Genomic DNA, 22995 nt, shown 5'->3' with positions numbered 1-22995 from the left:
GCTAGCCGCGTGAGCGGCCTGGCGCGATGAGCAGCGCCAGGCCGACGACGATCGCCGCGACGACGAACACCCAGCGGAACTGCACGTCCCCCAGGGCTTCGATCGCGGACGGTCCGATCAGAGCGCTGATGCCGACGACGAGCGCTGCGAGTCCGACGAGGAACAGAAGTGCGGACGGGCGAGTCCGCGCCTTGTTCTCCTCGGGAGTGTCGGTGTCGCTGTCGCCGTACTGCCATGTCTCAGCCACGGATGACCTCCAGGTTTCCTGCGCGTGCGGTGGCGTCGATCGTCAGAACTGCGCTGTTGTCCGGTGAATTTCCCTGCTGCACACCAGGTTCCGCGCAAGTGGTGCTCGCTGCGATCGCGACGCACTCGGTGCGGTAGTTCATGCTCGGGGGCAACGTGATGGTGGCGTTGCCTGCCGTGACGTCGACCTCGATCGTCTTGTCCTCGGTCAACGTCAGCCCGCGAAGATCGAGCTGAAGGTCCCCGCCCTGCACGGTGTACGTCGGCTGCAGTCCGGCGACGGTGGTCGGCGCGTAGTTCTGCTGGCCCGAGTACCGGCCGTCGAACTGCACCGGCCCGACGATCGAGGCGAAGACGACGAATGCCGCGAGCGGACCCGTCACGATCAGCAACCCGTAGCCCTTGCGAAGGAACGCGCCGAGCACGAGACCGGTACCGACGACCACGAGTGCGACGGCGGCGATACGGGCCGGCGTCAACCATTCCGAATCGGTCGCTGCGGCAACGGCTCCGGTGATCGCGGCCGCGACGAGTGCCAGGCCGATGAAGCTGGACGTCCATCTCGACCGCCGCTTCTTCTCGGGGACGGCGGGAACCGTCGTCGACGTGGGTTCCGGAAGATCCCAGGCGAACGGTGCCACGCCGAGCGGGTCCCACGACGGTGGCGTCGGCGACTCGGGGAGCGCCGGTTCGGCCGGGGTGTCGTGCTTGGTGAGGTCGACGTGGTCTGTCGAATCCGCAGCAGGCGTGGAGACGGGCTTGGCGGGCGGGGGCGTCGGAACGTAGCTCTTCGGGAGCCGCGTGTACGGCGTGTACTGCTGGTACGACGTCGTGCGCTGCTCGAACTGCGGCGGACGGTAGTTCGCCCCTGCCCACGGGTTGTACGGGTTGTCGAACGAGATCGGGAATCCCTGCTGTCGGTATGTGACGGTTCCGCCGGGGAGGAAGGCAGGTGGCTCCGGTTGCCGCTGGTGCAGCAGCCACCACCCGGCAAGCAGTGCCAGCACGCTGATGACGCCGGAACCGCCGAGTCCGACTCCTACCGGCCCGAGCGTCGTGACGGCGATGATCAGCGCAACGATCAGCACCACGATCTTGGTGTTGGACTCGGAGCTGTTTCCCTTGCCGACGAGAGATTCTGCGGGAGAGGCCGTGTCGCCTGCTTTGCTGAAGAGCAGCCAGGCCGCGAGGTAGAGGACGATCCCGGCGCCGCCGAAGATCGTGCCGACGACGAAGGCGACCCGGATCAGGACCGGATCGACGTTGTAGCGGTACCCGATGCCCGCCGCGACACCCGCAATGTGGCCCCGCTGCGGCAACCGATACGGACGTGTGCGCCACATCTGCTGTAGCTGATCGGAGACGGTTGCGTTGCTCATGGAACCATCGTGGCCCGCGGCGCCGACTGTCGCATCAGGGATCGCCCTGATCTTCGGTCGTCGGGGTCGGAATGAACCGGCGCCCGAACGGCTTGGAAGCAGAGGAACTGTATCGCGATTCTCGAGGAGCTATCGACGTGAAGATCGGCATCATCGGAGCTGGATTCATCGGTGGGACGTTGACCCGCAGGTTGACGGAGTTGGGTCACGAGGTTCGGGTCTCGAATTCCCGTGCACCCGAAACACTTTCCGAACTCGCCGCCGAAACGGGCGCACAGGCGGTCTGGAGCACCGAGGCGGCGCAGGACGCCGATCTCGTGATCGTGAGTATTCCGCAGAAGAACACCCCGAATCTGCCGTCGGACATCGTGGATTCGGCGAACCCGGGCGCACCGATCATCGAAACGAACAACTACTACCCGCAGCAGCGCGACGGCCTGATTGCCGAGATCGAGAACGGCACACCGGAAAGTGTCTGGGTTGCACGGCATCTCGGTGCGCGCGGTGGTGACGTCGTGAAGGTCTTCAACGGCATCTACTGGAAGCACCTGCTCGAGAAGGGCGTTCCCGCAGGATCCGAAGGACGCATCGCGCTTCCGATCGCAGGCGCGGACGGCGCGGGCAAGAAGCTCGTGTTCGACGTCGTCGATCAGCTGGGGTTCGACCCGGTCGACGGCGGCACGCTCGAGGAGTCGTGGCGTCAGCAGCCCGGTACTCCCGTCTACGGCAAGGATTACGACGCCGACGGCGTGACGACCGCACTCACGGAAGCGACCGAGGAACGCCCTGCGGAGTGGCGCGCCTGAACGAAGATCAGGGGAGACCCTGATGCGAACGGTGTCCGATTCGTGCCAGGATCGAACAGTGCACCCTGTCGACCAGCCGGCCGCCCCCGGAGGCTACGAACCCGCCACGTTCCACCGGCGTGGTGGTGGACGCATCGTGGGTGGAGTCGCGGGTGGGCTGTCCGACCATCTGGGCGTCGACGTCTTCAAGGTGCGTGTCGCGTTCGTGCTGCTGGCCATCATGGCAGGCGCGGGAATCTTCGCGTACGGACTGCTGTGGATCTTCAGCCCCGCGGGAGACGACGTCGATCGGCCGACCAGCGTCGAGCGTCAACGGGCACTCGGTCTCGCGGCCGTCGGTCTCGGACTGGCGGCAGCGGTGGCCTGGTTGCTCGACGGCACGGCAGCGTCGGCATTGGTACCGATCGTCGTCGTGGTCGTCGGAGCGGCACTGGTCTGGCGTGAGTTCGACTCGGACGGACCGCGTTCTGTTCTCGGCCTGGCGAAGAAGCCGACGGTGCTCGGGTGGGCACGCGTCGTCGGCGGGGCGACGCTCATCGTGTTGGGGCTCGGCGTCGTCGTGCTGGCCAGGGTGGATCTTGCGTCGTTGCGCTCGTCGCTGCTGGCGGTCATCGTCACGTTGGTGGGCGCCGCATTGTTAACGGTTCCCGTGTGGTTGCGCATGTGGCGCGCGTTGAACGCCGAACGTTCCGCGCGTATCCGCAACGACGAGCGCGAGGAGATCGCATCGCATCTGCACGACTCGGTTCTGCAGACACTGGCGTTGATTCAGAAGCAGTCGGATCAGCCCGGTGAGGTCATGCGGTTGGCGCGCAGCCAGGAACGTGAACTGCGCAAGTGGCTGTTCGAGGACGGCGATCCCGATCACTCGTCGCTTGCCGAAGCACTGAAGACCATCTCGGGTGAGGTCGAGGACCAGCACGGCATCACCGTGCGCCCCATCACCGTCGGTGACGTGCAGTTGGCGCTGGACGATTCGAGCGCGGGTCTGACGCGCGAGACCTTCACCGCGGTACTCGGTGCCACCCGTGAGGCGCTCGTCAATGCAGCCAAGCATTCGGGTGAGACCAACGTCGACCTGTTCGCCGAGACCGAGGACGACAAGGTCACCGTGTTCGTCCGCGACCGCGGTACAGGGTTCGACGAGTCCCAGGTGCCCGAGGATCGCCGCGGCCTCGCCAAATCGATTCGCGGCAGGATCGAACGGCGAGGAGGAGAGGTGTCGGTGCGCTCCGGCGTCGGCAAGGGCACCGAAGTTCGAATCATGATGCCACGGGGCGGTAGTGGCCGGGATTCTGCGAGCAAGGACACTTCCAAGCACAATCGAACCGAGACGACAGAACCTCGACCGCAGGAGCAGCACAGGTGACCGACCCTTTTCGTGTCTTTCTCGTCGACGACCACGCAGTTTTTCGTTCGGGTGTACGCGCGGAATTGGGTCGGGAGACCGACATCGAGGTCGTCGGTGAGGCAGGTGGCGTCGCCGACGCGGTAGCCGGGATCGAGTCGACCAAGCCGGATGTCGTGCTGCTCGACGTGCATATGCCCGACGGTGGGGGCGTCGCGGTGTTGGGTCGCATCTCGGACGGCCCGGTGTGCCTGGCGTTGTCGGTGTCCGACGCCGCGGAGGACGTCATCGCCGTCATTCGAGCGGGTGCGCGAGGCTACGTCACCAAGACGATCTCCGGTTCCGAACTCGCCGACGGTGTCCGACGCGTCGCCGGGGGAGATGCGGTGTTCTCGCCTCGCCTCGCCGGGTTCGTGCTGGATTCGTTCACGGGCAAGTCCGCTGCACCCGAACCTCCGCTCGACCCCGAACTCGATTCGCTGACGCCTCGCGAACTCGAGGTCCTACGGCTGCTCGCGCGCGGATACACCTATCGCGAAATCGCCGAGGATCTCTTCATCTCGGTCAAGACCGTCGAGACCCACGCGTCGAACGTGCTGCGAAAGACTCAGCAGTCCAACCGAAATGCGCTCACCCGGTGGGCGCACAAGCGTCGCATCGACTGACCGGAGTGCCCTCGACGGGCGTGATCACAGCAGAACGACGAGCAGAACGAGGATCACGACGACCAGGGCGACGGCGCCGGCGAGGATGATTCCCGGTTCGATGTCGGTCTTGTCACCGACGACGTCGTCGATCCAGTCGAGGACGAGATCGAGAGGATTCTTCTTCTTGGGCGGGTCGAAGGGCGGCGGCGCATAGGGTTTGGGCGAGTCGGTGAGACCGTCCGAGCGCACCGCGGGCAATCCTGCGATGGTGCTTCCGAATTCGCGCGATGCACGACGCGTGTCGGCGACAGGCGTCGACCGGTGTGCCCACCGCGGCACGGTGCCGTCGGCCGAAGTCAGTGGCACGCCCCGCATCTGGGCGATACTTCCCCGGCTGCTGATCGCCGCGACGATGATCTCGTCACGCGCCTGCGCCATCGTCGGGCGCCGAGCCGGATCCGGTTCGAGCATGTGCAGCAACGCATTCGTCAGATCGCCCGACTTCGTGGGCGGAATGATCTGCCCCTTCGCGACGCGGTGGAGCAACGCGATGGAATCCTGATCGATGTCGAACGGAGGCTTGCCCTCGATGGCGGTGTACAGCGTCGCGCCGAGCGAGAAGACGTCGCTGGCCTCCGTCGGATCCTGTCCGCGTGCGACCTCGGGGGCGAAGTACGCGGGCGTTCCGGTGATGACGGAGGAGTCGGATTCCTCGACGTCGCCCTTCGCGCGGGAGATACCGAAGTCGCTGATCTTGACGACGCCGAGTTCGCGCCCGCGATCGGCGATCAGAATGTTGCCCGGCTTGATGTCGCGGTGCACGATGCCTGCCTCGTGTGCCTCGGTCAGGGCGTCGGCGATCTGCGCGCCGATCTGCGCGACCTCGTACGGCGGCAGCGTATCGACGGTGTTGAGCGCCTGCGCGAGGCTGCGTGACGGCATGTACTCCATGACGAGCCACGGTTCGCCGTCCTCGATCGCGACGTCGTGCATCGCGATGGCATGTGCACTCGACAGGCGTGCGGCGATGCGGCCCTCACGCATCGCGCGGTTGCGGATCTCGCGTGCGGCTTTGTCGCTCAGTCCGACGGTCGACGTGACCTGTTTGACGGCGACCTTGCGGCCCATGAGTGTGTCCTGCGCGAGCCACACCGCACCCATTCCACCACCGCCGAGTTTGTAGGCGAGACGGTATCGACCGGCGAGGAGATAGTCGGGTCCCACGACCCGGGCGGCGCGCTTCTGCTCTGTCACGACCATAGGTTAGTTGACTGCTGCACTCTGTGCCGACGAGGTGTCTCGGCGGGTCGTATCGACGCCTCTACCTGCGGATACGGGGCCGTCTTGACGAGTGGCGATGCACCGGCTTTACTGGATAGCAGTTCGAAAGTCTGTTCGAAAGGCAAGACTTCCCCGTGCCTTTCGAACCGGCTCGAGTGTCGTGGGTTCGTCTATTTTCGGGGAGTGAAGCATGTCCGTTCCTGCCGGTGATCCAGCTGGTGACCCAGCTCTGGCAGACATGTCGTTGCCGGAGCGAGTCGAGTACCTGAGACGACGCATGGCGTCGGTCCCTGCGCGTGGTGAGACGCGCGCGGACCCGGTCCAGATTTCGGCTCCCGCATCTCGGAGTGACGGATCCCATCCTGCACCCATGGTCCGACATCGACACCCATCGCAGCCGGAAGTTCCTCGCAAGCCGGTGCTGGCCGTACCCGATGCTCTCGCGTCGATCCTTCCGCACGGCGGTTTGGTGCAGGGGTCGGTGGCCGCGGTGTCGGGAGCCGGTTCGTTGCTGCTCGGCATGGTGGCTGCGGTCACTGCGTCGGGCAAGCACGTCGCGGTGATCGGCCAGCCACGGTTCGGTCTGCTCGCGGCTGCCGAGATGGGTGCCGAGCTGCATCGGCTGGCCGTCGTTCCCGATCCGGGCGAGGACCCGGTCGAGGTGGCCGCGATCCTGCTCGACGGGCTCGACCTCGTCGTACTCGGTCTCGGTGGGCGGTCGGTGCCGCCGTCACGTGCCCGTGCCGTCGTGGCGCGCGCCCGAAGCAAAGGGGCGACGCTGCTGGTGACGGACGGGCAGTGGGACGGCATCGAACTGCGTCTCGACGCGGTCGTGCGGAGTTACGGCGGCGTCGGCACCGGCGCGCGATCGGGACGTGGACGGCTGCGCACCCTGCAGTTGGAAGTGCGGGCGCAGGGCAAGGCGATGCGTCCGCGCACCACGCGTGTCGATCTCCGGTCCGAGCAGGGGCGGGTGCAGTGGACCGTCGCACCTGAGATTCGTCGTGCGGCAGTGGATTCGGATGCCGACGATCTCGCGGTACTGGCATGAGCCGCGTTCTTGCGCTGTGGTGTCCGGACTGGCCTGCGGTGGCCGCTGCCGCCGTCGCGGATCTTCCCGCGACGCATCCGGTGGCGGTCACGTCGGCCAACCGGGTGATCGCGTGTTCGGCGACGGCCCGCACCGAGGGCGTTCGCCGGGGACTGCGCAAACGGGAGGCTCAGGCGCGGTGCCCCGACGTCCACGTCGCGACGGCGGATCCGGATCGCGACGGGCGTCTGTTCGAACCTGTCGCGGCTGCCATCGACGCCGTCGCACCCGGTGTGGAAATTCTGCGTCCCGGGTTGCTGATACTCGGTGCTCGCGGAGTGAGTCGGTACTTCGGCTCGGAACACGCTGCCGCCGAACGGCTCATCGACCAGGCGTCGAGCGCCGGGGTGGAGTGCCAGATCGGCATTGCCGACGAATTGACGACGGCCGTCATCGCTGCACGTCACGCGGCTGTCGTTCCGCGCGGTGGGGGTGCGCAGTTCCTGTCCGCGCTGCCGGTCGCCGAACTCGCCGCAGAGCCGAGTCTCGCCGCGCAGGAGCGAGGTGAGTTGATCGATCTGCTGCGACGCCTCGGCCTCCGCACGATCGGGGCGTTCGCCGCACTCACGCCCGGTGACGTCGCGTCCCGGTTCGGGACCGATGCCGTGTTGGCGCATCGCAGTGCCCGAGGCGAACCGGAACGTCCGCCGTCCGCTCGTGCGCTGCCGCCGGACCTGAACGTGGAGCACTCGTGTGATCCGCCGATCGACCGCGTCGACGCCGCAGCGTTCGCCGGTCGAGGCATGGCCATGAAGCTGCACACCAAGCTGGCGGCGGCCGGGGTTGCCTGTACGCGGTTGCTCGTTCATGCATCGACCGGGAACGGCGAGAACCTGTCGCGCATCTGGCGTTGTGCCGAGCCGTTGACCCCCGAGGGCACGGCCGATCGCGTGCGGTGGCAGCTCGACGGATGGCTCACCGGGCGCAGTGAGAACAAGCCGACCGCGGGCATCACGACGCTTCGGCTCGAACCCGTCGAGGTCGTCGCGGCAGGCGAACTCCAGTTGGGGTTGTGGGGAAGCGTCGGCGACGAGGACGAACGGGCGCGTCGCGCTCTGGTGCGGGTGCAAGGACTTCTCGGCGGTGACGCGGTGAAGATCGGTGTGCTCAGCGGTGGGCGTGGTCCCGTCGAACAGGTGACGCTTCGTTCGTTGGGCGACGAGCTCGTTCCGCTGCGCGATCCGTCGGCGCCGTGGCCGGGGAAGCTGCCGCAGCCGGCGCCCGCGGCGGTGATGGAGTCACGTCCCGAGGTGTTGCTCGAAGATGCACTCGGATCGTCGGTGCACACCTCGGAACGAGGCGACTTCGACCGTGCGCCCGCAGTCCTGCGATGGGGGAGCAAGAAGTGGGCGGTGACGGGATGGGCCGGGCCGTGGTCGGTCGACGAACGGTGGTGGGATCCTGCAGTCGGTCACCGCGGCGCGCGGGTCCAAGTGCACATCGACGAGAACCGGGTACTTCTGTTGGCGTACGACTCGGAAGGATGGCACGTCGAGGGAATCTACGAATGAGGAGGAGATCGGTCTGAAGCCCGACAGAGTGCGCGTCGCCCATCTGGATGTGGGGGGAGTCGACATCGCCTACCGAGACTTCGGCGGCACCGAGCCCATCCCGGTCGTGCTGGTGCACGGAATGGGCGGTGACAGCGGCACATGGGATCGATTCGCGACGGCGCTGGTCGCCGCCGGGCGACGCGTCGTCACCGTCGATCTGCGTGGCCACGGCCGAAGTTCCCACACCGACGACTATTCGTTCGCGTCGTTCGGTCGCGACATCGTCGCCGTCCTCGATCATCTGGGGTTGACCGAGGTGGATCTGGTGGGACATTCGCTCGGCGGATACGCAGTGACGCTGGTCGCGCAGGAGCGTCCGAGCTCGGTTCGGTCGTTGGTCATCGAGGAGATGCCGATTCCCATTCGGCAGGGCGACGCCGAGCCGACACTCACCGGCCGCCTTCCGTCGATCACCGAACTCTGGCATGCGGCAACAAGTATCCTTCGCCATCCCCGTGCCGTCTTCGTGTTCGACCGGTCGATGACCGGGCCCGCACTCGCGCAGTTTCGTCGCCCCAACTCCGAATGGTGGAAGAAGCTGGCCGACATCACCGCGGCGACGCTGGTGCTACGCGGAGGCCCAGGCGGAATGATGGACGACACGCGTCTCGATCTGTTGGCCGGCGAGATTCCGGACTGTTCGGTCGTGTCGTTCAGGACGGGACACAGCATCCACCGCGACAAGTACGCCGAGTTCGAAGCAGCTGTGATGCCATTTCTGATGCGACATCGGAACTGACACACGACCCTTTACGATCTGCGTATGGGACTGGGGAGACGAGATGTGCGACTCATCGGCTGGTCGGCCGTGTTCGCTGCATCGCAGGCGAACATCGTGAGGTTGCTCGGTCCGGCGGGGCCGCACGTTCTGGAGGTTCAGACGGCCTGGTCGGCCGATCGTTATCGGCAGATTCTCGACTCGATGGACACGACCACGACCGCCCGTTTCCGTAGCCACTACTACCCGGACATGGTGCATCCGGCGCTCTACGCACTGGCGCTGCGCGCCGGCGCCGCACGACTCGGTGAGCTCACCGAACTCGATCCGCGGACCGCGCGGATTCTCGCGACGACGCCGGTGATCTCCGCTGCCGGTGACTACATCGAGAACGTCGTCGGACTGCATCTGCTCGATCATCCCGAGCACATCACCGACAAGGTCGTTCGTGCGACGACCGTGGTGAGCGTGAGCAAATGGGTTCTGGCGCTCGGATGCTTGGCCTACCTGAGCGCTGGGTTCACCGGAGTGTGGTCGCGCGCGCTTCGACGCTGAGCGCACTCACCAGTTCGCGCCGGGCACCAGACGTCCGAGCCGACGGGCCAGTTTCGCCACCTGCGCGGCTGCGGTGGACGAATCGTATTGCGCGCGTTGCTCGTAGCCGGCGAGCGTCGGCGGGGTCTCGGTCGTCTCGCCCTTCGCCGCGGCGGAGTCCGGGTATCGACGGTAGAACTGATGCATCGTCCGGTCCTTGCGCTTCGGAACGAAGATGCTGCTGAACTGCCCCAGTGTTCCGAGCGGGGTGTCGATGCGCTTCGGTCTGTCGACGAGCGCTCGAATCACCATGGCTGCAGCCTTCTCCGGTGACACGACCGGGCCGACGTTCTTGTCTCCGGTCGGCGCGATCATCGGCGTTGCGACGAGAGGCATGTGGATGGTCGTGAACGTGATGCCGTCCGAGAGCGTTTCGGCTGCGGCGACATCGGCGAACCCGTCGAGAGCGGCTTTGCTGGCGACGTAGGCGGCAAACCTCGGCGTATGTCCTTGCACCGCAGCGCTACTGATGTTGACGACGTGACCGAAGCGACGCTCGCGCATCTGGGGAAGCAGTGCAAGCACGAGCCGAACCGCGCCGAAGTAGTTGACGGCCATGGTCCGCTCGAAATCGTGCAGCCGATCGGTCGAGCGGTACAGCGAGCGACGGATCGACCGGCCCGCGTTGTTGACGAGCATGTCGACGTGATCGTGTTCGCTCAGAATGGCTTTGACGGTCTGGTCGACCGATTCCGAATCGGTGACGTCACACGGGTAGCCGTAGGCGTCACCGCCCTGTCCGCGAATGTCCTCCACGACCGATGCCAACTGCTCGGCTCCCCGGGCGAGCAGGATGACCGTCGCACCCTTGCGGGCTGCAGCTTCCGCACTTGCCCGACCGATACCCGACGAGCCGCCGGTGATGACGATGTGGCGTCCGACCAGCGGTCCGCGCGAATCCTGACGACGAGCCCGGTTCGGATCGAGATTTTTCTGCCAGTAGGTCCACAGTGCGTCGGCGTACTCGGCCAGGGGAGGTGGAGTAATGCCACTGTCGCGCAGTGTGTTTCGTGTCGCCGACGAACCGAATGTCGTCGGCAGTGTCAGATGGTCCAGCATCACCGGCGGCACGCCGAGTCGGGACACGAGCGCGTCGCGGCCGGTCTTCACGACGTCGAACCGCGGGGACACGACAGGTGCAGCGACGAGACCCGGTAGTCCGACGACCTTCGCCTTCGATCCCGCGGCACGGCCGAATGCCCGGTAGACCTCGACCATCGACTGGGGCTCGGGGTTCACCAGATGAAAGACTTTCTGCTCCAACGGGTTGCGATGAATCAGCTCGACGATCGCCGACGCGACGTAATCGACCGGCACCAGATTCGTGGCGCCGATGTCCGGAACGGTGACCGGCAACGCGTCGGGAAGCTTCGCCAGTTCGGCGAACAGGGGGAAGAAGAAGTAGGGGCCGTCGACCTTGTCGATGGCGCCGGTGTCCGAGCGTCCGACGACCGCCGACGGACGGTAGACGCGCCAGTCCGTCGCCGATTCGCGAACGAGCGCTTCCGATTCGAACTTCGTGCGGTGATACGCCGTCGGGTAGCCCTGTCCTTTGTCGAAGTCGTCCTCGGTGAACGTGCCCGTGTAATCGCCCGCGACGGCGATCGACGACATGTGGTGAAGCCGGGCGCCGGTGCGTACCGCGAGTTCCACGACCGAACGGGTGCCGTCGACATTGGTGGCGGCCTGTTCGTCGCCGGCGGTCATGTCGTAGATCGCCCCGAGATGCACGATGTGGTCGATGTTCGCAGGTGTGGTCTGCAGGCCGAGTGCGGGCTCGGTGAGGTCGCCGACCAGTGGGTGGATGCGGTCCTTGCCGTCGAGTGCGGCGATCTGCTGCTCGAGCTTCGCGAGGGACTGCTGGCGAACGAGTACATGAATCTGCGCCGACGGGTCACGTTCAAGCAGCAGTGGCAGCACGTTCTGCCCGAGGAATCCCGTACCGCCGGTAACGATGTAGTTCGCCATGGGCGTCAACTTACTCCGAAGTAAGTTCTGTGGCCAGTTCGGTTCGTCCCGCCCCGAGTGACCGAATGTCACCCTCGGTTACGTGAAGTGACCGAGGGACGCCCTCGCTCCGACCCGCCGCGCGGCCGGGACGGGGCGAGGGCGCCCCGTGCTCACTCACGTGACCGCGTGTGACATTCGGTCCGTAATGGGGCAGCTCAGTGCCCGATCCCCACCTTGTCGTGCACCTTCTTCATCCACGCAGGCGCCCACCAGTTGGCCTCTCCCATGAGCTTGACGAGGGACGGCACGAGGAGCATGCGGATGATGGTGGCGTCGACGATCAGCGCGACGATCATGCCGAGGCCGAGGAATCGCATGATCGACAGTTCGGAGATCGTGAACGCTCCGGTCACGACGATGAGGATCAGAGCGGCCGCGGTGACGATGCGTCCAGTGCGTTGGGCGCCGAGGACGACGGCTTCCTCGGTCGTCGCACCTGCTGCTCGTGCTTCGACCATCCGCGACATCAGGAACACCTCGTAGTCGGTGGAGAGACCGAACACGACGGCGAGGATGAGGACGACGAAGGTCGCTTCGAGCGGTGCGGGCGTCACCCCGAGTAGTTCGGCACCATGTCCTTCCTGGAACACCCAGGTCAGCACTCCGAACGTCGCGCCGAGGCTGAGTCCGGCCATGAGCACGGCCTTGATCGGCAGCACGATCGAGCCGAAGGCGAGGAACAACAGGATCAGGGTGGAGATCACCATGATCGCGATCATCGCGGGTAACCACGTCGCGATCGCGGCGTTCCCGTCGTCGGTCAAGGCCCTGTTGCCGCCGACCAGGATCTCGGTGCCCTCCGGCGGAGTGATGTCGCGCAGTCCTTGCACTGCAGCGCTTTGCGATTCGGCTTCGGTCCGTCCGTCCGCCGGTTCGCTGTACGTTGCCTGGAGAACGACGACGTCGTCGGTCGATCCACGGAATTGGACGTTGCCGATGCCGTCGACCTCACCGGCTTCGCGGGTGACCTCGGCGATCGGTGAGCCCTGCGGTTTCGTGCCGTCGGTGCCACGAAGGACGACGACTGCGCCTTCGCCGGTGGACGGGAACTCGCTGCTGAGGGTTTCGACGGCGACGCGTGCCGGGTCGTGTTCGGGCAGCGCGGTGTAGTCGACCTCGCCGAGCGTCACCTTCAGGATGGGCGCGGACAACACGAGCAGTCCGGCGACGATGACGGTCGCGACGATGCCGGGCTTGCGCATCACCCGGGTGACGACGCCTCCCCAGAACTTCTGTGCGCGTGCGTCGCCCCGATCGGAGGCGGTCTTGCTCCACGTCAACGAGTTGATTCGCGGCCCGAGGATCGCGAGCAGGGCGGGCACGGCCGTCAGCGACAGAACGGCGGCGCCCGCGACGGCGGCCATCGCGCCGAAGCCGAGCGATTTGACGACCGGTTGCGGGAACACCAGCATGCCTGCGAACGCGCAGATCAGGAGCAGGCCGGAGAAGACGATCGTTCGTCCCGCGGTCAGAACGGTGCGCACGGTCGCGTCGGCCGGGGTCTTGCCGTCGCGCATCTCTTCTCGGAATCTGCTGACGATGAACAGGCCGTAGTCGATGGCGAGACCGAGACCGAGCAGCGATGCGACGTTGATCGAGAACGAGCTCACCTCGGTGATCGTCGTCAGCACGTACAGAATCGTCAGAGCGGTGACGACGCTGAGAATGCCGACGAACACCGGGACCGCCGCGGCGACGACACCGCCGAAGATCACGATGAGCAGGACGAGCGTGATCGGGATTGCGATGGCCTCGGAGCGAACCAGATCGCTCTGCAGCGTCGTGCTGAACGAGACGCCGACGACCGAGCCCCCGGCGAACTGCGAGGTCACCCCTGGCACTTCGAGCTGCGGCGGAAGCTGACCGAACGTCGAGAACGTGACACCCGAGTTCGAGCCGAGCGTGACGGTGGCGAGTGCCTTCGTTCCGTCGTTCGAGACCAGAAGCTCTTTGGCTGCCGGGTTCTCCGCCGTCCAGTACGACGTGACGTTCTGAACGGTGTACTTGCTCTGGAAGTCGTTCAACACGGCCTCGACCTCGGGGCCGATGTCGTCGATGGTCTTGCCCTCGGGCGGGGTGTAGATGGCCACGATGTCGGGTGTCTGTTGTCCGAGTCCCGATACGAGTGAGCTCACCTGGGCTGCTTCGCTACCGGGATCGATGAAGCCGCCTTCGCTGAGCTTGCCGAACACCCCGAGTCCCCAGATGCCACCGAGTGCGACGAGGACGACGGCGATGGTGAGCACCCATCGCTTCCTGGCCACGACGAATGAAGCCCAACGTGTCACTCGAGATCTCCGGATCTGGTCGAAGGGGGCCGCGCATGTGTTCCGGGCGAGCCTATCGGTGCCGCGAGCCGACGATTGATTCGTGTCGGTGGCTCGAGGTGTAATGGGAACATACGTTCGAACACTGACCGGAGGTGCACATGGGTTGGAACGACGGCCCACCCACGTGGTCGGAGATGGAACGTGTGCTGTCGGGCCGCCCGGCGCGGCCGGTGCCCGAGGTCGTCGGCGACGGCGGCGACAGTCCGGCGTGGTCGCGTAAACGCGAAGCATACGAGAACGAGGTGACACGCCCGGCGGTGTCGACGACGGCGTACGCGGAACTGCACGCTCACTCTGCTTTCAGTTTCCTCGACGGCGCGAGCCAGCCGGAGGTGATGGTCGAAGAGGCGGTGCGGCTGGGCCTGGAGGCCATCGCGATCACCGATCACGACGGTTTCTACGGTGTGGTGCGTTTCGCCGAGGCAGCCAAAGCGCTCGGCATCGGGACGATCTTCGGGGCCGAGCTGTCCCTGGGCACGGCGCGGTCTCGCGCGGGAGAGCTGGATCCGGACGGTTCCCATCTGTTGGTCCTGGCCAGGGGACAGGAAGGGTATCGACGGCTGTCACGCGAGATCGCGGCGGCGCATCTGCGCGGTGGCGTCAAAGGCAAACCGCAGTACGACATCGACGGCTTGTCCGACGCCGCGGGCGGGCATTGGCAGATTCTCACCGGGTGCCGCAAGGGTCATGTTCGACGAGCCCTGGATACCGGGGGCCTGTCGGCAGCCGACGCGGCGTTGGCCGACCTCGTCGACCGGTTCGGTGCGGACCGTGTCAGTGTCGAGCTCACCCATCACGGCATTGCGGAGGACGACGAGCGCAACGACGCCCTCGCGCAACTGGCACGTGGATACGAGCTCCCGATCGTCGCGACGACGGCTGCACACTATGCGACACCCGACAGCGGCCGACTCGCGATGGCGATGGCCGCGGTTCGCGCCCGCAGCAGTCTCGACGACGCGTCCGGGTGGCTCGCTCCGACCGGGGGCACGCATCTGCGATCCGGGGCGGAGATGGCACGGTTGTTCGCGCATCACCCCGGCGCCGTGCGTGGCGCGGTCGAACTCGGGCGCGAGTGTGTGTTCGATCTTCGCCTGATCGCGCCGAAGCTCCCGCCGTTCGACGTGCCACCGGGGCATACCGAAATCAGCTATCTACGGGCACTGTCGTTCGACGGCGCTGCCCGCAGGTACGGTACGCGGCAACAGCATCCGTCCGCCTACGCGCAGATCGAGTACGAACTCGACATCATCGAACGGCTGCAATTTCCCGGCTACTTCCTCGTCGTGCACGACATCGTCGACTTCTGCAAGACACACGACATCCTGTGTCAGGGAAGAGGTTCCGCGGCAAACTCTGCGGTGTGTTACGCCATCGGCATCACCAACGTGGATCCGGTGGCGAACAAGCTGCTGTTCGAACGTTTTCTCGCACCGGAGCGGGACGGCCCGCCCGACATCGACATCGACATCGAATCGGACCGGCGTGAGGAGGCCATTCAGCACGTCTACGAGAAGTACGGCCGCACGTACGCGGCGCAGGTCGCCAATGTGATCACCTATCGAGGAAAGTCCTCGGTGCGAGACATGGCTCGCGCGTTGGGGTTTTCGCAAGGACAACAGGATGCCTGGAGCAAGCAGGTCACCCGATGGTCCAAGGTGGGGGATCAGGAGGACAGTGAGATTCCTGCGTCCGTCCTCGAGTTGGCGCAGCAGATCGAGGGGTTTCCGCGGCATCTCGGAATTCACTCGGGCGGCATGGTCATCTGTGATCGCCCCATCGCCGACGTGTGTCCGGTGGAATGGGCGACCATGGCCGATCGCAGTGTGCTGCAGTGGGACAAGGACGACTGTGCCGCAGTCGGATTGGTCAAGTTCGACATGCTGGGGCTCGGCATGCTGTCGGCGTTGCACTACATGATCGACCTCGTGGCCGAGCACAAGGACCTCCATGTCGATCTCGCCGACATCGATCTGAGCGAGAAGGCTGTCTACGACATGCTGCAACGCGCGGATTCGGTCGGTGTGTTCCAGGTCGAATCCCGCGCGCAGATGGCGACGCTGCCCAGACTGAAGCCGTCCGAGTTCTACGACCTCGTGGTCGAGGTCGCGCTGATCAGGCCCGGCCCCATCCAGGGTGGTTCGGTGCACCCGTACATCAAGCGCCGCAACGGACTCGAACCCGTCACGTTCGATCACCCGTCGCTCAAGAAGGCGCTCGAACGCACCCTCGGGGTGCCGCTGTTCCAGGAACAATTGATGCAGATGGCCATCGACGTCGCAGGATTCAGTCCTGCCGAGGCGGATCAGTTGCGTCGTGCCATGGGGTCCAAACGGTCTCCGGAGAAGATGAACCAGCTGCGTGATCGGTTCTACGACGGCATGCAGAACCTGCACGGTATCACCGGCGACGTCGCCGACCGGATCTACGAGAAGCTTGCCGCATTCGCCAATTTCGGTTTCCCCGAAAGTCATTCGCAGAGTTTCGCGTCGCTGGTGTTCTACTCGTCGTGGTTCAAGCTGCATCATCCCGCGGCGTTCTGCGCGGGTCTGCTCCGCGCGCAGCCGATGGGCTTCTATTCGCCGCAGTCCCTCGTCGCCGATGCGCGTCGTCACGGAGTCCAGGTGCACGGTCCCGACGTCAACGCCAGTTCGTGGTACGCCGATCTCACCGGCTCCGGCCTCGAAATCCGAATGGGCCTCGCCGACGTGAGGCACATCGGGCAGGACCTCGCCGAACGCATCGTCGAATCTCGCGTCCTGCACGGCCCGTTCGCGTCGTTCCTCGATCTGACCGGACGAGTGGAACTGTCGACGTCGCAAGCCGAATCTCTTGCCACTGCAGGCGCTCTCGGATGTTTCGGCATCACCAGAAGAGAGGCTCTGTGGGCGGCGGGTGCGGCCGCGGGGGAAAGGTCGCATCTGCTACCGGGTCTCGGCGCGTCGACGCGGGCACCGATGCTTCCGGGCATGAGCGACCTGGACATCGCGTCGGCCGACGTCTGGGCGACCGGTGTCTCGCCCGATTCCTACCCGACACAGTTCTTCCGGGAGAAACTCGACGACATGGGTGTCGTCCCGGCCAACGGATTGCTGCAGGTGCCCGACGGAGATCGTGTTCTCGTCGGCGGCGCGGTGACGCATCGTCAGCGGCCCGCGACGGCAGGGGGTGTCACGTTCCTCAACCTCGAGGACGAGACGGGCATGGTCAACGTCGTCTGCTCGGTGGGACTGTGGGCCAAGTTCCGCAAACTGGCCCTCACGGCACCGGCTCTGCTCGTGCGCGGCAAGGTCCAGAACGCCGAGGGCGCAGTCACCGTCGTGGCCGATCATCTGCAGCTGATGGACCTCCGTGTCCGTTCCAAGTCCAGAGATTTTCAGTGATTGGCGTCACCCCGTTATGATTTGCATAGCCTCACCTAAACCATTACTTTTCTCGTCGACTAAAGACTTCGTAAACAAACCTTGGTGAGGAAACGCGTGAAGATCTCTCGTACGTCGATGCTGCTCATGGCCGGCGCCGCTGCGTCGATGCTCGTTCTGTCGGCGTGCAGCGAATCGTCGACCGACGCCGACAGCGCTTCGTCCTCGGACACGGTCAGCGTCGAGACCGCCAACGGTCCTGTCGAGATTCCGGCCAACCCAGTGCGTGTGGCCGCGCTCGACAACACGTCGTTCGAAACGCTGCAGGCGTTCGGGATCGAGCCGGTCGCGCTCCCCAAGCCGTTGATGCCGGACGAGGGCTTCGAGGAGTGGATCTCGAACGACGCCATTCTCGACGTCGGTACGCACCGCGAGCCCAACCTGGAGGTCGTCAGCGAAGCCGAACCCGACCTGATCATCGGCGGCTACCGCTTCCAGGAGTACACCGACGAGCTCAGCCAAATCGCCCCGACGATCGACATCTCGCCGACCGACGAGAACTACGTCGAGTCGCTGAAGGCGCAGACCGAGAAGCTCGGCACCATCTTCGGCAAGGAGGATCAGGCCGCCGACATCATCGCGGCCCTCGACGCAGCCGAGGCCGACGCTGCCGCCCAGACCACCGGGCAGACTGTGTTCCTCGCCAACGTCAACGGCGGCAAGATCGACAATGGTGCCCAGCGCATCGGCCGTCTTCTCGAGCCGCTGAACCTGCGAGACGTCTTCGCCGGAGAAGCCGGTGACGTGCACGGGGATTCGGGTCTGGCGCCGGAGACCATCGCGCAGGCCAACCCCGACTGGGTCATCGTGCTCGACCGCGACGCCGCCGCAGGCGAAGAGGGTGCGTCCCCGGCTGGGGCTGTGTTCGCAGCACAGGAGGCCTTCGCGAACACCACGTTCACGACGCAGGATCAGATCATCTACCTCGACCCGTACTTCTACACCCGCGAGGGCATCCAGGCGTACACCGAGGCGTTCGAGGGAATCTCGACCGCGTTCGCGAACGCCGCCTGATTCGTCGGCCGGCTGTGCCGCGGCTTTCCGTCGAAAGCCGCGGCACACGGGTATCTCCATGACCAAGCATCGAACACTGCTTCTCACCGCGATCGTCGTGACCGTTCTCGGTCTCGCCGTCCTCTCGCTGTTCGTCGGCGGCTACGACATCACCCTTCGGACGTTGCTCGACGATCCCGAGGCGCGCAACATGTTCCTGATATCGCGTGTACCCCGTACTCTCGCATTGATCTTCGCGGCGATGGCGATGAGCATCTCCGGCGTCATCATGCAGATGATCACGCAGAACAAGTTCGTCGAACCGACCACGGCAGGCACGGCTCAATGGGCCGGACTCGGAGTACTGTTCACGTTCATCGTGCTGCCGGGTGCTACCCCGATGGTCAAGATGATCGTTGCCACGGGCTTCGCATTCGTCGGCACGATGATCTTCGTCGGCGTGCTTCGTCAGGTATCGGTACGGTCGTCGTTGGTCGTTCCCCTCGTCGGAATCATGCTCGGGGCCGTCGTCGGCGCCGTGACGACGTTCCTTGCGGGAACCTTCGATCTGCTGCAATCGATGTCCGCATGGCGGTCCGGCGGATTCAGCAGTGTCGTGCGCGGTTTCTACGAACCACTATGGGCTGTCCTGGTCATCGCAGTCCTGGCGTACGTGCTGGCCAACAGGTTCACAGTCGCCGGTCTGGGCAAGGACCTCGCGACGTCGGTGGGTCTACGCTACGAACAGATCGTGTTCGTCGGCGTCACGATGGTCGCCGTCGCCACGGGCGTCACGAGCGTCGTCGTCGGTTTCATACCGTTCCTCGGATTGATCGTGCCGAATCTCGTGTCCATGATCCTCGGCGACGACGTGCACAAGAATCTGCCGTGGGTTGCCTTCATCGGGGCCGGTTTGCTGTTGGCGTGCGACATCGTCGGACGAATCGTCGTCGCGCCCATGGAGATTCCGGCCTCGGTGATTCTGGGTGTCGTCGGTGCGGTCGTGTTCGTTCTGTTGATAGTGAGGCAGCGTCGCTATGTCAGTGCTTGAATCTCACGTCGCGTCGCGTCGCGAGCCGGTGCGACGGCGAATACCGCGCCCGTACCTCAGTCCCGGTGTCCGGCTCGTGCTGGTGTCGGTGGTTCTGGTCGCCCTTATCGCTTGCTTTCTCTTTCTGTTCGTCCGTGGGTCCTTCGCATTCGCGTTTCCACGACGGTTGAACATGTTGGGCGCCATGGTGATTGCCGCGTTCACGCAGGGAGTCGGCACCGTGGTTTTTCACACGGTGACCGACAACCGAATTCTGACGCCGTCGATCATCGGCTTCGATTCGATGTACACGCTGATGCAGACGCTGATGGTGTTCGTCTTCGGCGGCACGGTCATGGCGAACACCGAGGGCATTCCGAAACTTCTTGCCCAGACGGCGCTCATGGTCGTCTTCGCGACGATCTTGTACCGCTGGATGTTCTCGGGCAAACTCGGGAGCCTGTTCCTGATGCTGCTCGTGGGGGTCGTCATCGGCCTTGCGTTCGACAGCATTTCGACGTTCCTCCAGCGTTTGCTGTCTCCGACCGAGTACGACATGTTGTCGGTCAAGCTGTTCGGTCGGCTGAGCGCGGTCAAGGGGGACTACCTTCCGCTGGCCTTCGGCGTCTGCATCGTGATCGGTCTGATTCTGTGGAAGCGCAGACATCATCTCGACGCGTTGCTGTTGGGCCGGGAAGCGGCGATGGGCATCGGGGTTTCGCACAAACGCGAACTGACGCTGATGCTGATTCTGATCGCGGTGATGGTCGCATTCTCGACGGCGTTGGTGGGCCCGATGACGTTCTACGGCTTCGTCGTCGCAACGCTGGCGTATCAGTTCGCCGGTAGCTACAAGCACGTGTATGTCATGCCGATGGCCTTCCTGCTCGGCTTGCTGACGCTCGTGCTGGGCCAATTCGTCATGCAACATATCTTCTACGCCGGTGGATTCCTGACGGTCATCATCGAATTCGTCGGCGGCGCACTGTTTCTCGCCGTCATACTTCGTAAGGGCAAGCTGTGATCGAATTCGTCGACGTTGCCATGTCGTATCAGGACCACCGTGTGCTGGGGCCCGTCACCGGCACCATCGCGAAAGGGGGCATCACATCGCTGATCGGCCCCAACGGCGCGGGCAAGTCCACGTTGCTCACAGTCATCGGTCGGCTGCTCGACCCCACATCGGGGACGGTCACGGTCGGAGGCATGGACATTCGAACGACCAGATCGGCGGATCTGGCCAGGCACCTGTCGATCCTGCGGCAGGACAACCACATCACCGCGCGTCTGACGGTGCGTGAACTCGTCGGATTCGGTCGGTTCCCGCACTCGAAGGGGAGGCTCGGCCCAGCCGACACCGAACATGTCGACAGGGCGCTCGCGTTCCTCGAACTGGACGGATTGGCACACCGGTTTCTGGACCAGCTGTCCGGAGGTCAGCGTCAGCGAGCATTCGTCGCGATGGTGCTGGCGCAGGACACCGATTACGTGCTGCTCGACGAGCCGCTGAACAACCTCGACATGAAGCACTCGGTCCTGATGATGAAGCAGCTGCGCAGAGCAGCGGACGAACTCGGCAAGACCATCGTGCTCATCGTCCACGACATCAACTTCGCTGCGGCCTATTCCGATCGCATCATTGCACTGCGTGACGGAATCATCGTGACGGGCGGTACCTCGGACGAGATGATGCAGGATCACATTCTGAGTGACGTCTTCGACACGTCGGTCCGCGTGCACACGATCGACGGCAACAGAACTGCGGTCTACGCGCGCTGACGGGCACACTGGTCGTCGTGAAGTTACTTCTGTTGGCCGACACGCACGTTCCCAAGCGAGCCCGGGCGTTGCCCGAGCAGGTGTGGGCAGCCGTCGACGACGCCGATGTCGTCATCCACGCAGGTGACTGGGTCGAAATCGGATTGTTCGACGATCTCTCCGCCCGATCGAAGCGACTGATCGCGTGTTGGGGAAACAACGACGGTGACGACTTGCGGGCCGTCATGCCCGAACGGGCCGACGTGACACTCGACGGGCTGCGGTTGACGGTCGTCCACGAGACCGGTGCGGCAGCGGGACGCGAGAAACGAATGGCTGCGCTGTATCCGGATACCGATGTACTCGTGTTCGGGCACAGCCACATTCCGTGGGACACGGTGGCGGATACCGGTCTGCGTTTGCTCAATCCAGGCTCGCCGACCGACCGTCGTCGTCAGCCCTACTGCACCTATATGACGGCGACGATCACCGACGGTGTTCTCGGAGACGTCGACGTCCACCGGGTCGAGAAAGAGTCACGCATTCGTTGACTCGGGAACCTCTCGGGCCTGGTCGACGAGTTCCTGGACGAGTCGGATGATGACGTCCATCTCGGCCATGACTCCCGCGCGCAGTTCGTCGTGTTCGGCCGGGGTGAGGGGAGGGTTCTGTGTGTCGACGGACATCAGGATGTCGATCCTGGACCGCAGAGTGTTCAGCGGTTCCATCAGCTCTTCGGCCGCGTCGGTGATCAATTTGTTCTGCCGGGCACCCGATTTGTCGAGCGCGAGCAGCATCTCGTTGAAACTCGTGGCGAGCGAGGCGAGTTCGTCGTCGCCCGTCACTGCGATCGGCTCCAGCGAGCCGGTTCGGGCGATGCGTTCGGTTGCGTTGCGCAGTCGTTTGACCGGACGCAGACCCGTGCGCGCGACGGCCGCGCCCGCGATGCCGGCGAGCGCGACGAGGAATGCGCCGATCATCACGAGTGCGAGCGTCAGCTTGCCCAGTAAGGGCGCGTTGGTGTCCAGAGATTCGGCCACCATCACGGTCTCTCCCGACACCGTTCGTTTCGCGGAGATCATGTAGCCGCGCACTTCGCGGAGCGACGTCTCGGCATTGCCGTCGGCCACCGCTTGTTCGGGTGGGTCGAGGACACCGCTCGTTCCGGTGAACGGACGGGACTCGGCGGTGAAGGTGATCAGTTCGCCGTCCACGGAGACGAGGGCGACCTTGATCGCCGGTCCATCGGAACTACCGACGCCGAAACCGAACAGCGTGGCCGTCACGCCCGATGTTGCGCTGGCGATCAGCGCGTCCGCGTTGCGACTGACCCGATCGGCGACCTGAGCGCGCAGGGCTTGTTCGGTGACGGCATAGATCGCGAGCGCGCTGACGGCGACCGCCAACGCGGCCACGCTCATGATCAGCAGGCGAATCCGACTGTGCAGAGAGAAATGCGGCGACCGCCCGCGTCGGGCTATCGGCATGCCGACAGCCTCGGCGCGGGGGAGTCGGACATCGGTCGAGTATTGCTTTCGCTGCTGAGAACGATCTGAGAGAGCTGCGAACTACGCGTCGGGGTCGCCGGAGTGTTCGTGGTCGCTGGTGCTCAGAGGTGCACGGCGGGACTGTTCGAGTACTTCGGTGGTGTGTCCGCCGTGGCTGCCGGGTCCGACGTGGGCTTCGGAGCGCATGCGTTCGACCATGTGTGGGTAGTGCAGCTCGAACGCGGGACGCTCGGAACGGATACGGGGCAGTTCGGTGAAGTTGTGACGCGGCGGCGGGCAGGA

19 protein-coding genes and 1 pseudogene are annotated in these 22995 nt (G+C 65.0%); 13 read left to right on the top strand and 7 right to left on the bottom strand.

Translation table 11 applies throughout. From position 1 onward, the window contains the following. Window position 1 precedes the first annotated feature (1 nt). Complete coding sequence (locus tag A3K89_RS24600; RefSeq protein ID WP_068432148.1) at window positions 2-247, bottom strand: hypothetical protein; 246 nt, start codon at window positions 245-247, stop codon at window positions 2-4. Further along, a complete protein-coding gene (locus A3K89_RS24595; protein WP_068432145.1) occupies window positions 240-1625 on the bottom strand; it encodes a PspC domain-containing protein in 1386 nt (461 codons plus the stop codon). Before A3K89_RS24595 ends, A3K89_RS24600 begins: the two co-directional genes overlap by 8 nt. A gap of 137 nt (window positions 1626-1762) precedes the next feature. Here A3K89_RS24595 and A3K89_RS24590 point away from each other — a divergent pair, with 137 nt between their 5' ends. The 3 genes from A3K89_RS24590 to A3K89_RS24580 are packed head-to-tail and all read left to right on the top strand — an operon-like array spanning window position 1763 to window position 4444. Continuing rightward, the gene (locus tag A3K89_RS24590) at window positions 1763-2431 is read left to right on the top strand and encodes an NADPH-dependent F420 reductase (protein ID WP_068432468.1); all 669 of its coding nucleotides are present in this window, start codon (window positions 1763-1765) and stop codon (window positions 2429-2431) included. 22 nt (window positions 2432-2453) lie between these two features. After that, window positions 2454-3800 (top strand): ATP-binding protein, encoded by a 1347-nt coding sequence (locus A3K89_RS24585; protein ID WP_157105444.1) that lies wholly within the window; start codon window positions 2454-2456, stop codon window positions 3798-3800. Beyond that, window positions 3797-4444 carry a response regulator gene (locus A3K89_RS24580; RefSeq protein ID WP_068432141.1) on the top strand — a complete coding sequence of 216 codons (648 nt, stop codon included), beginning with the start codon at window positions 3797-3799 and terminating at the stop codon, window positions 4442-4444. The genes A3K89_RS24585 and A3K89_RS24580 overlap by 4 nt, the downstream gene beginning before the upstream one ends. Window positions 4445-4468: 24 nt before the next feature. Here A3K89_RS24580 and A3K89_RS24575 read toward each other — a convergent pair whose 3' ends face one another. Beyond that, a complete protein-coding gene (locus A3K89_RS24575) occupies window positions 4469-5686 on the bottom strand; it encodes a serine/threonine-protein kinase (protein ID WP_068432138.1) in 1218 nt (405 codons plus the stop codon). 211 nt (window positions 5687-5897) lie between these two features. Here A3K89_RS24575 and A3K89_RS24570 point away from each other — a divergent pair, with 211 nt between their 5' ends. Genes A3K89_RS24570 through A3K89_RS24555 form a run of 4 tightly spaced genes read left to right on the top strand, consistent with a single transcriptional unit; the run spans window position 5898 to window position 9623 of the window. Then, window positions 5898-6758: a hypothetical protein gene (locus A3K89_RS24570; protein ID WP_157105443.1), complete on the top strand. Its 861-nt coding sequence runs from the start codon at window positions 5898-5900 to the stop codon at window positions 6756-6758. After that, window positions 6755-8308 carry a DNA polymerase Y family protein gene (locus A3K89_RS24565; RefSeq protein WP_068432135.1) on the top strand — a complete coding sequence of 518 codons (1554 nt, stop codon included), beginning with the start codon at window positions 6755-6757 and terminating at the stop codon, window positions 8306-8308. Before A3K89_RS24570 ends, A3K89_RS24565 begins: the two co-directional genes overlap by 4 nt. A gap of 49 nt (window positions 8309-8357) precedes the next feature. Beyond that, entirely contained in the window at window positions 8358-9089 is a 732-nt protein-coding gene (locus A3K89_RS24560; RefSeq protein ID WP_308115123.1) for an alpha/beta fold hydrolase, read from the top strand. A gap of 24 nt (window positions 9090-9113) precedes the next feature. Then, a complete protein-coding gene (locus A3K89_RS24555; RefSeq protein ID WP_068432129.1) occupies window positions 9114-9623 on the top strand; it encodes a hypothetical protein in 510 nt (169 codons plus the stop codon). A 6-nt stretch (window positions 9624-9629) separates the two neighbouring features. Here the strand turns inward: A3K89_RS24555 and A3K89_RS24550 are convergent, their stop codons facing one another. Continuing rightward, window positions 9630-11630 (bottom strand): SDR family oxidoreductase, encoded by a 2001-nt coding sequence (locus tag A3K89_RS24550; protein WP_068432126.1) that lies wholly within the window; start codon window positions 11628-11630, stop codon window positions 9630-9632. A gap of 197 nt (window positions 11631-11827) precedes the next feature. Further along, a complete protein-coding gene (locus A3K89_RS24545; RefSeq protein ID WP_068432123.1) occupies window positions 11828-13960 on the bottom strand; it encodes an MMPL family transporter in 2133 nt (710 codons plus the stop codon). A 140-nt stretch (window positions 13961-14100) separates the two neighbouring features. On the opposite strand from A3K89_RS24545, the gene A3K89_RS24540 reads away from it, so the two are divergent. From A3K89_RS24540 to A3K89_RS24515, 6 genes are all read left to right on the top strand, one after another. After that, window positions 14101-17385, top strand: a complete 3285-nt coding sequence (locus A3K89_RS24540; protein ID WP_068432120.1) for an error-prone DNA polymerase — start codon at window positions 14101-14103, stop codon at window positions 17383-17385. Window positions 17386-17481: 96 nt separating this feature from the next. After that, window positions 17482-18438 (top strand): siderophore ABC transporter substrate-binding protein, encoded by a 957-nt coding sequence (locus A3K89_RS24535; RefSeq protein ID WP_254303672.1) that lies wholly within the window; start codon window positions 17482-17484, stop codon window positions 18436-18438. Between the two features lie 58 nt (window positions 18439-18496). After that, a complete protein-coding gene (locus A3K89_RS24530) occupies window positions 18497-19468 on the top strand; it encodes an ABC transporter permease (RefSeq protein ID WP_068432117.1) in 972 nt (323 codons plus the stop codon). Beyond that, a complete protein-coding gene (locus tag A3K89_RS24525; RefSeq protein WP_068432114.1) occupies window positions 19455-20471 on the top strand; it encodes an iron chelate uptake ABC transporter family permease subunit in 1017 nt (338 codons plus the stop codon). The genes A3K89_RS24530 and A3K89_RS24525 overlap by 14 nt, the downstream gene beginning before the upstream one ends. Continuing rightward, window positions 20468-21226, top strand: a complete 759-nt coding sequence (locus A3K89_RS24520; protein ID WP_068432112.1) for an iron ABC transporter ATP-binding protein — start codon at window positions 20468-20470, stop codon at window positions 21224-21226. Before A3K89_RS24525 ends, A3K89_RS24520 begins: the two co-directional genes overlap by 4 nt. Before the next feature lie 17 nt (window positions 21227-21243). Then, complete coding sequence (locus A3K89_RS24515; RefSeq protein WP_068432110.1) at window positions 21244-21756, top strand: metallophosphoesterase family protein; 513 nt, start codon at window positions 21244-21246, stop codon at window positions 21754-21756. On the opposite strand, the gene A3K89_RS24510 is transcribed toward A3K89_RS24515, so the two are convergent. Together A3K89_RS24510 and A3K89_RS24505 are read right to left on the bottom strand one after the other, a co-directional pair. After that, window positions 21742-22626: a HAMP domain-containing protein gene (locus tag A3K89_RS24510; RefSeq protein WP_254303670.1), complete on the bottom strand. Its 885-nt coding sequence runs from the start codon at window positions 22624-22626 to the stop codon at window positions 21742-21744. The genes A3K89_RS24515 and A3K89_RS24510 overlap by 15 nt on opposite strands. Window positions 22627-22773: 147 nt before the next feature. Then, window positions 22774-22995, bottom strand: a pseudogene (locus A3K89_RS24505) (cytochrome ubiquinol oxidase subunit I); the annotation flags it as partial.

This window comes from Rhodococcoides kyotonense, from assembly GCF_001645385.1.
Classification (GTDB): domain Bacteria; phylum Actinomycetota; class Actinomycetes; order Mycobacteriales; family Mycobacteriaceae; genus Rhodococcoides; species Rhodococcoides kyotonensis_B.
The sequence above is the reverse complement of the archived record's forward strand: the minus strand, read 5'-3'. Positions and strand labels throughout refer to the sequence as shown.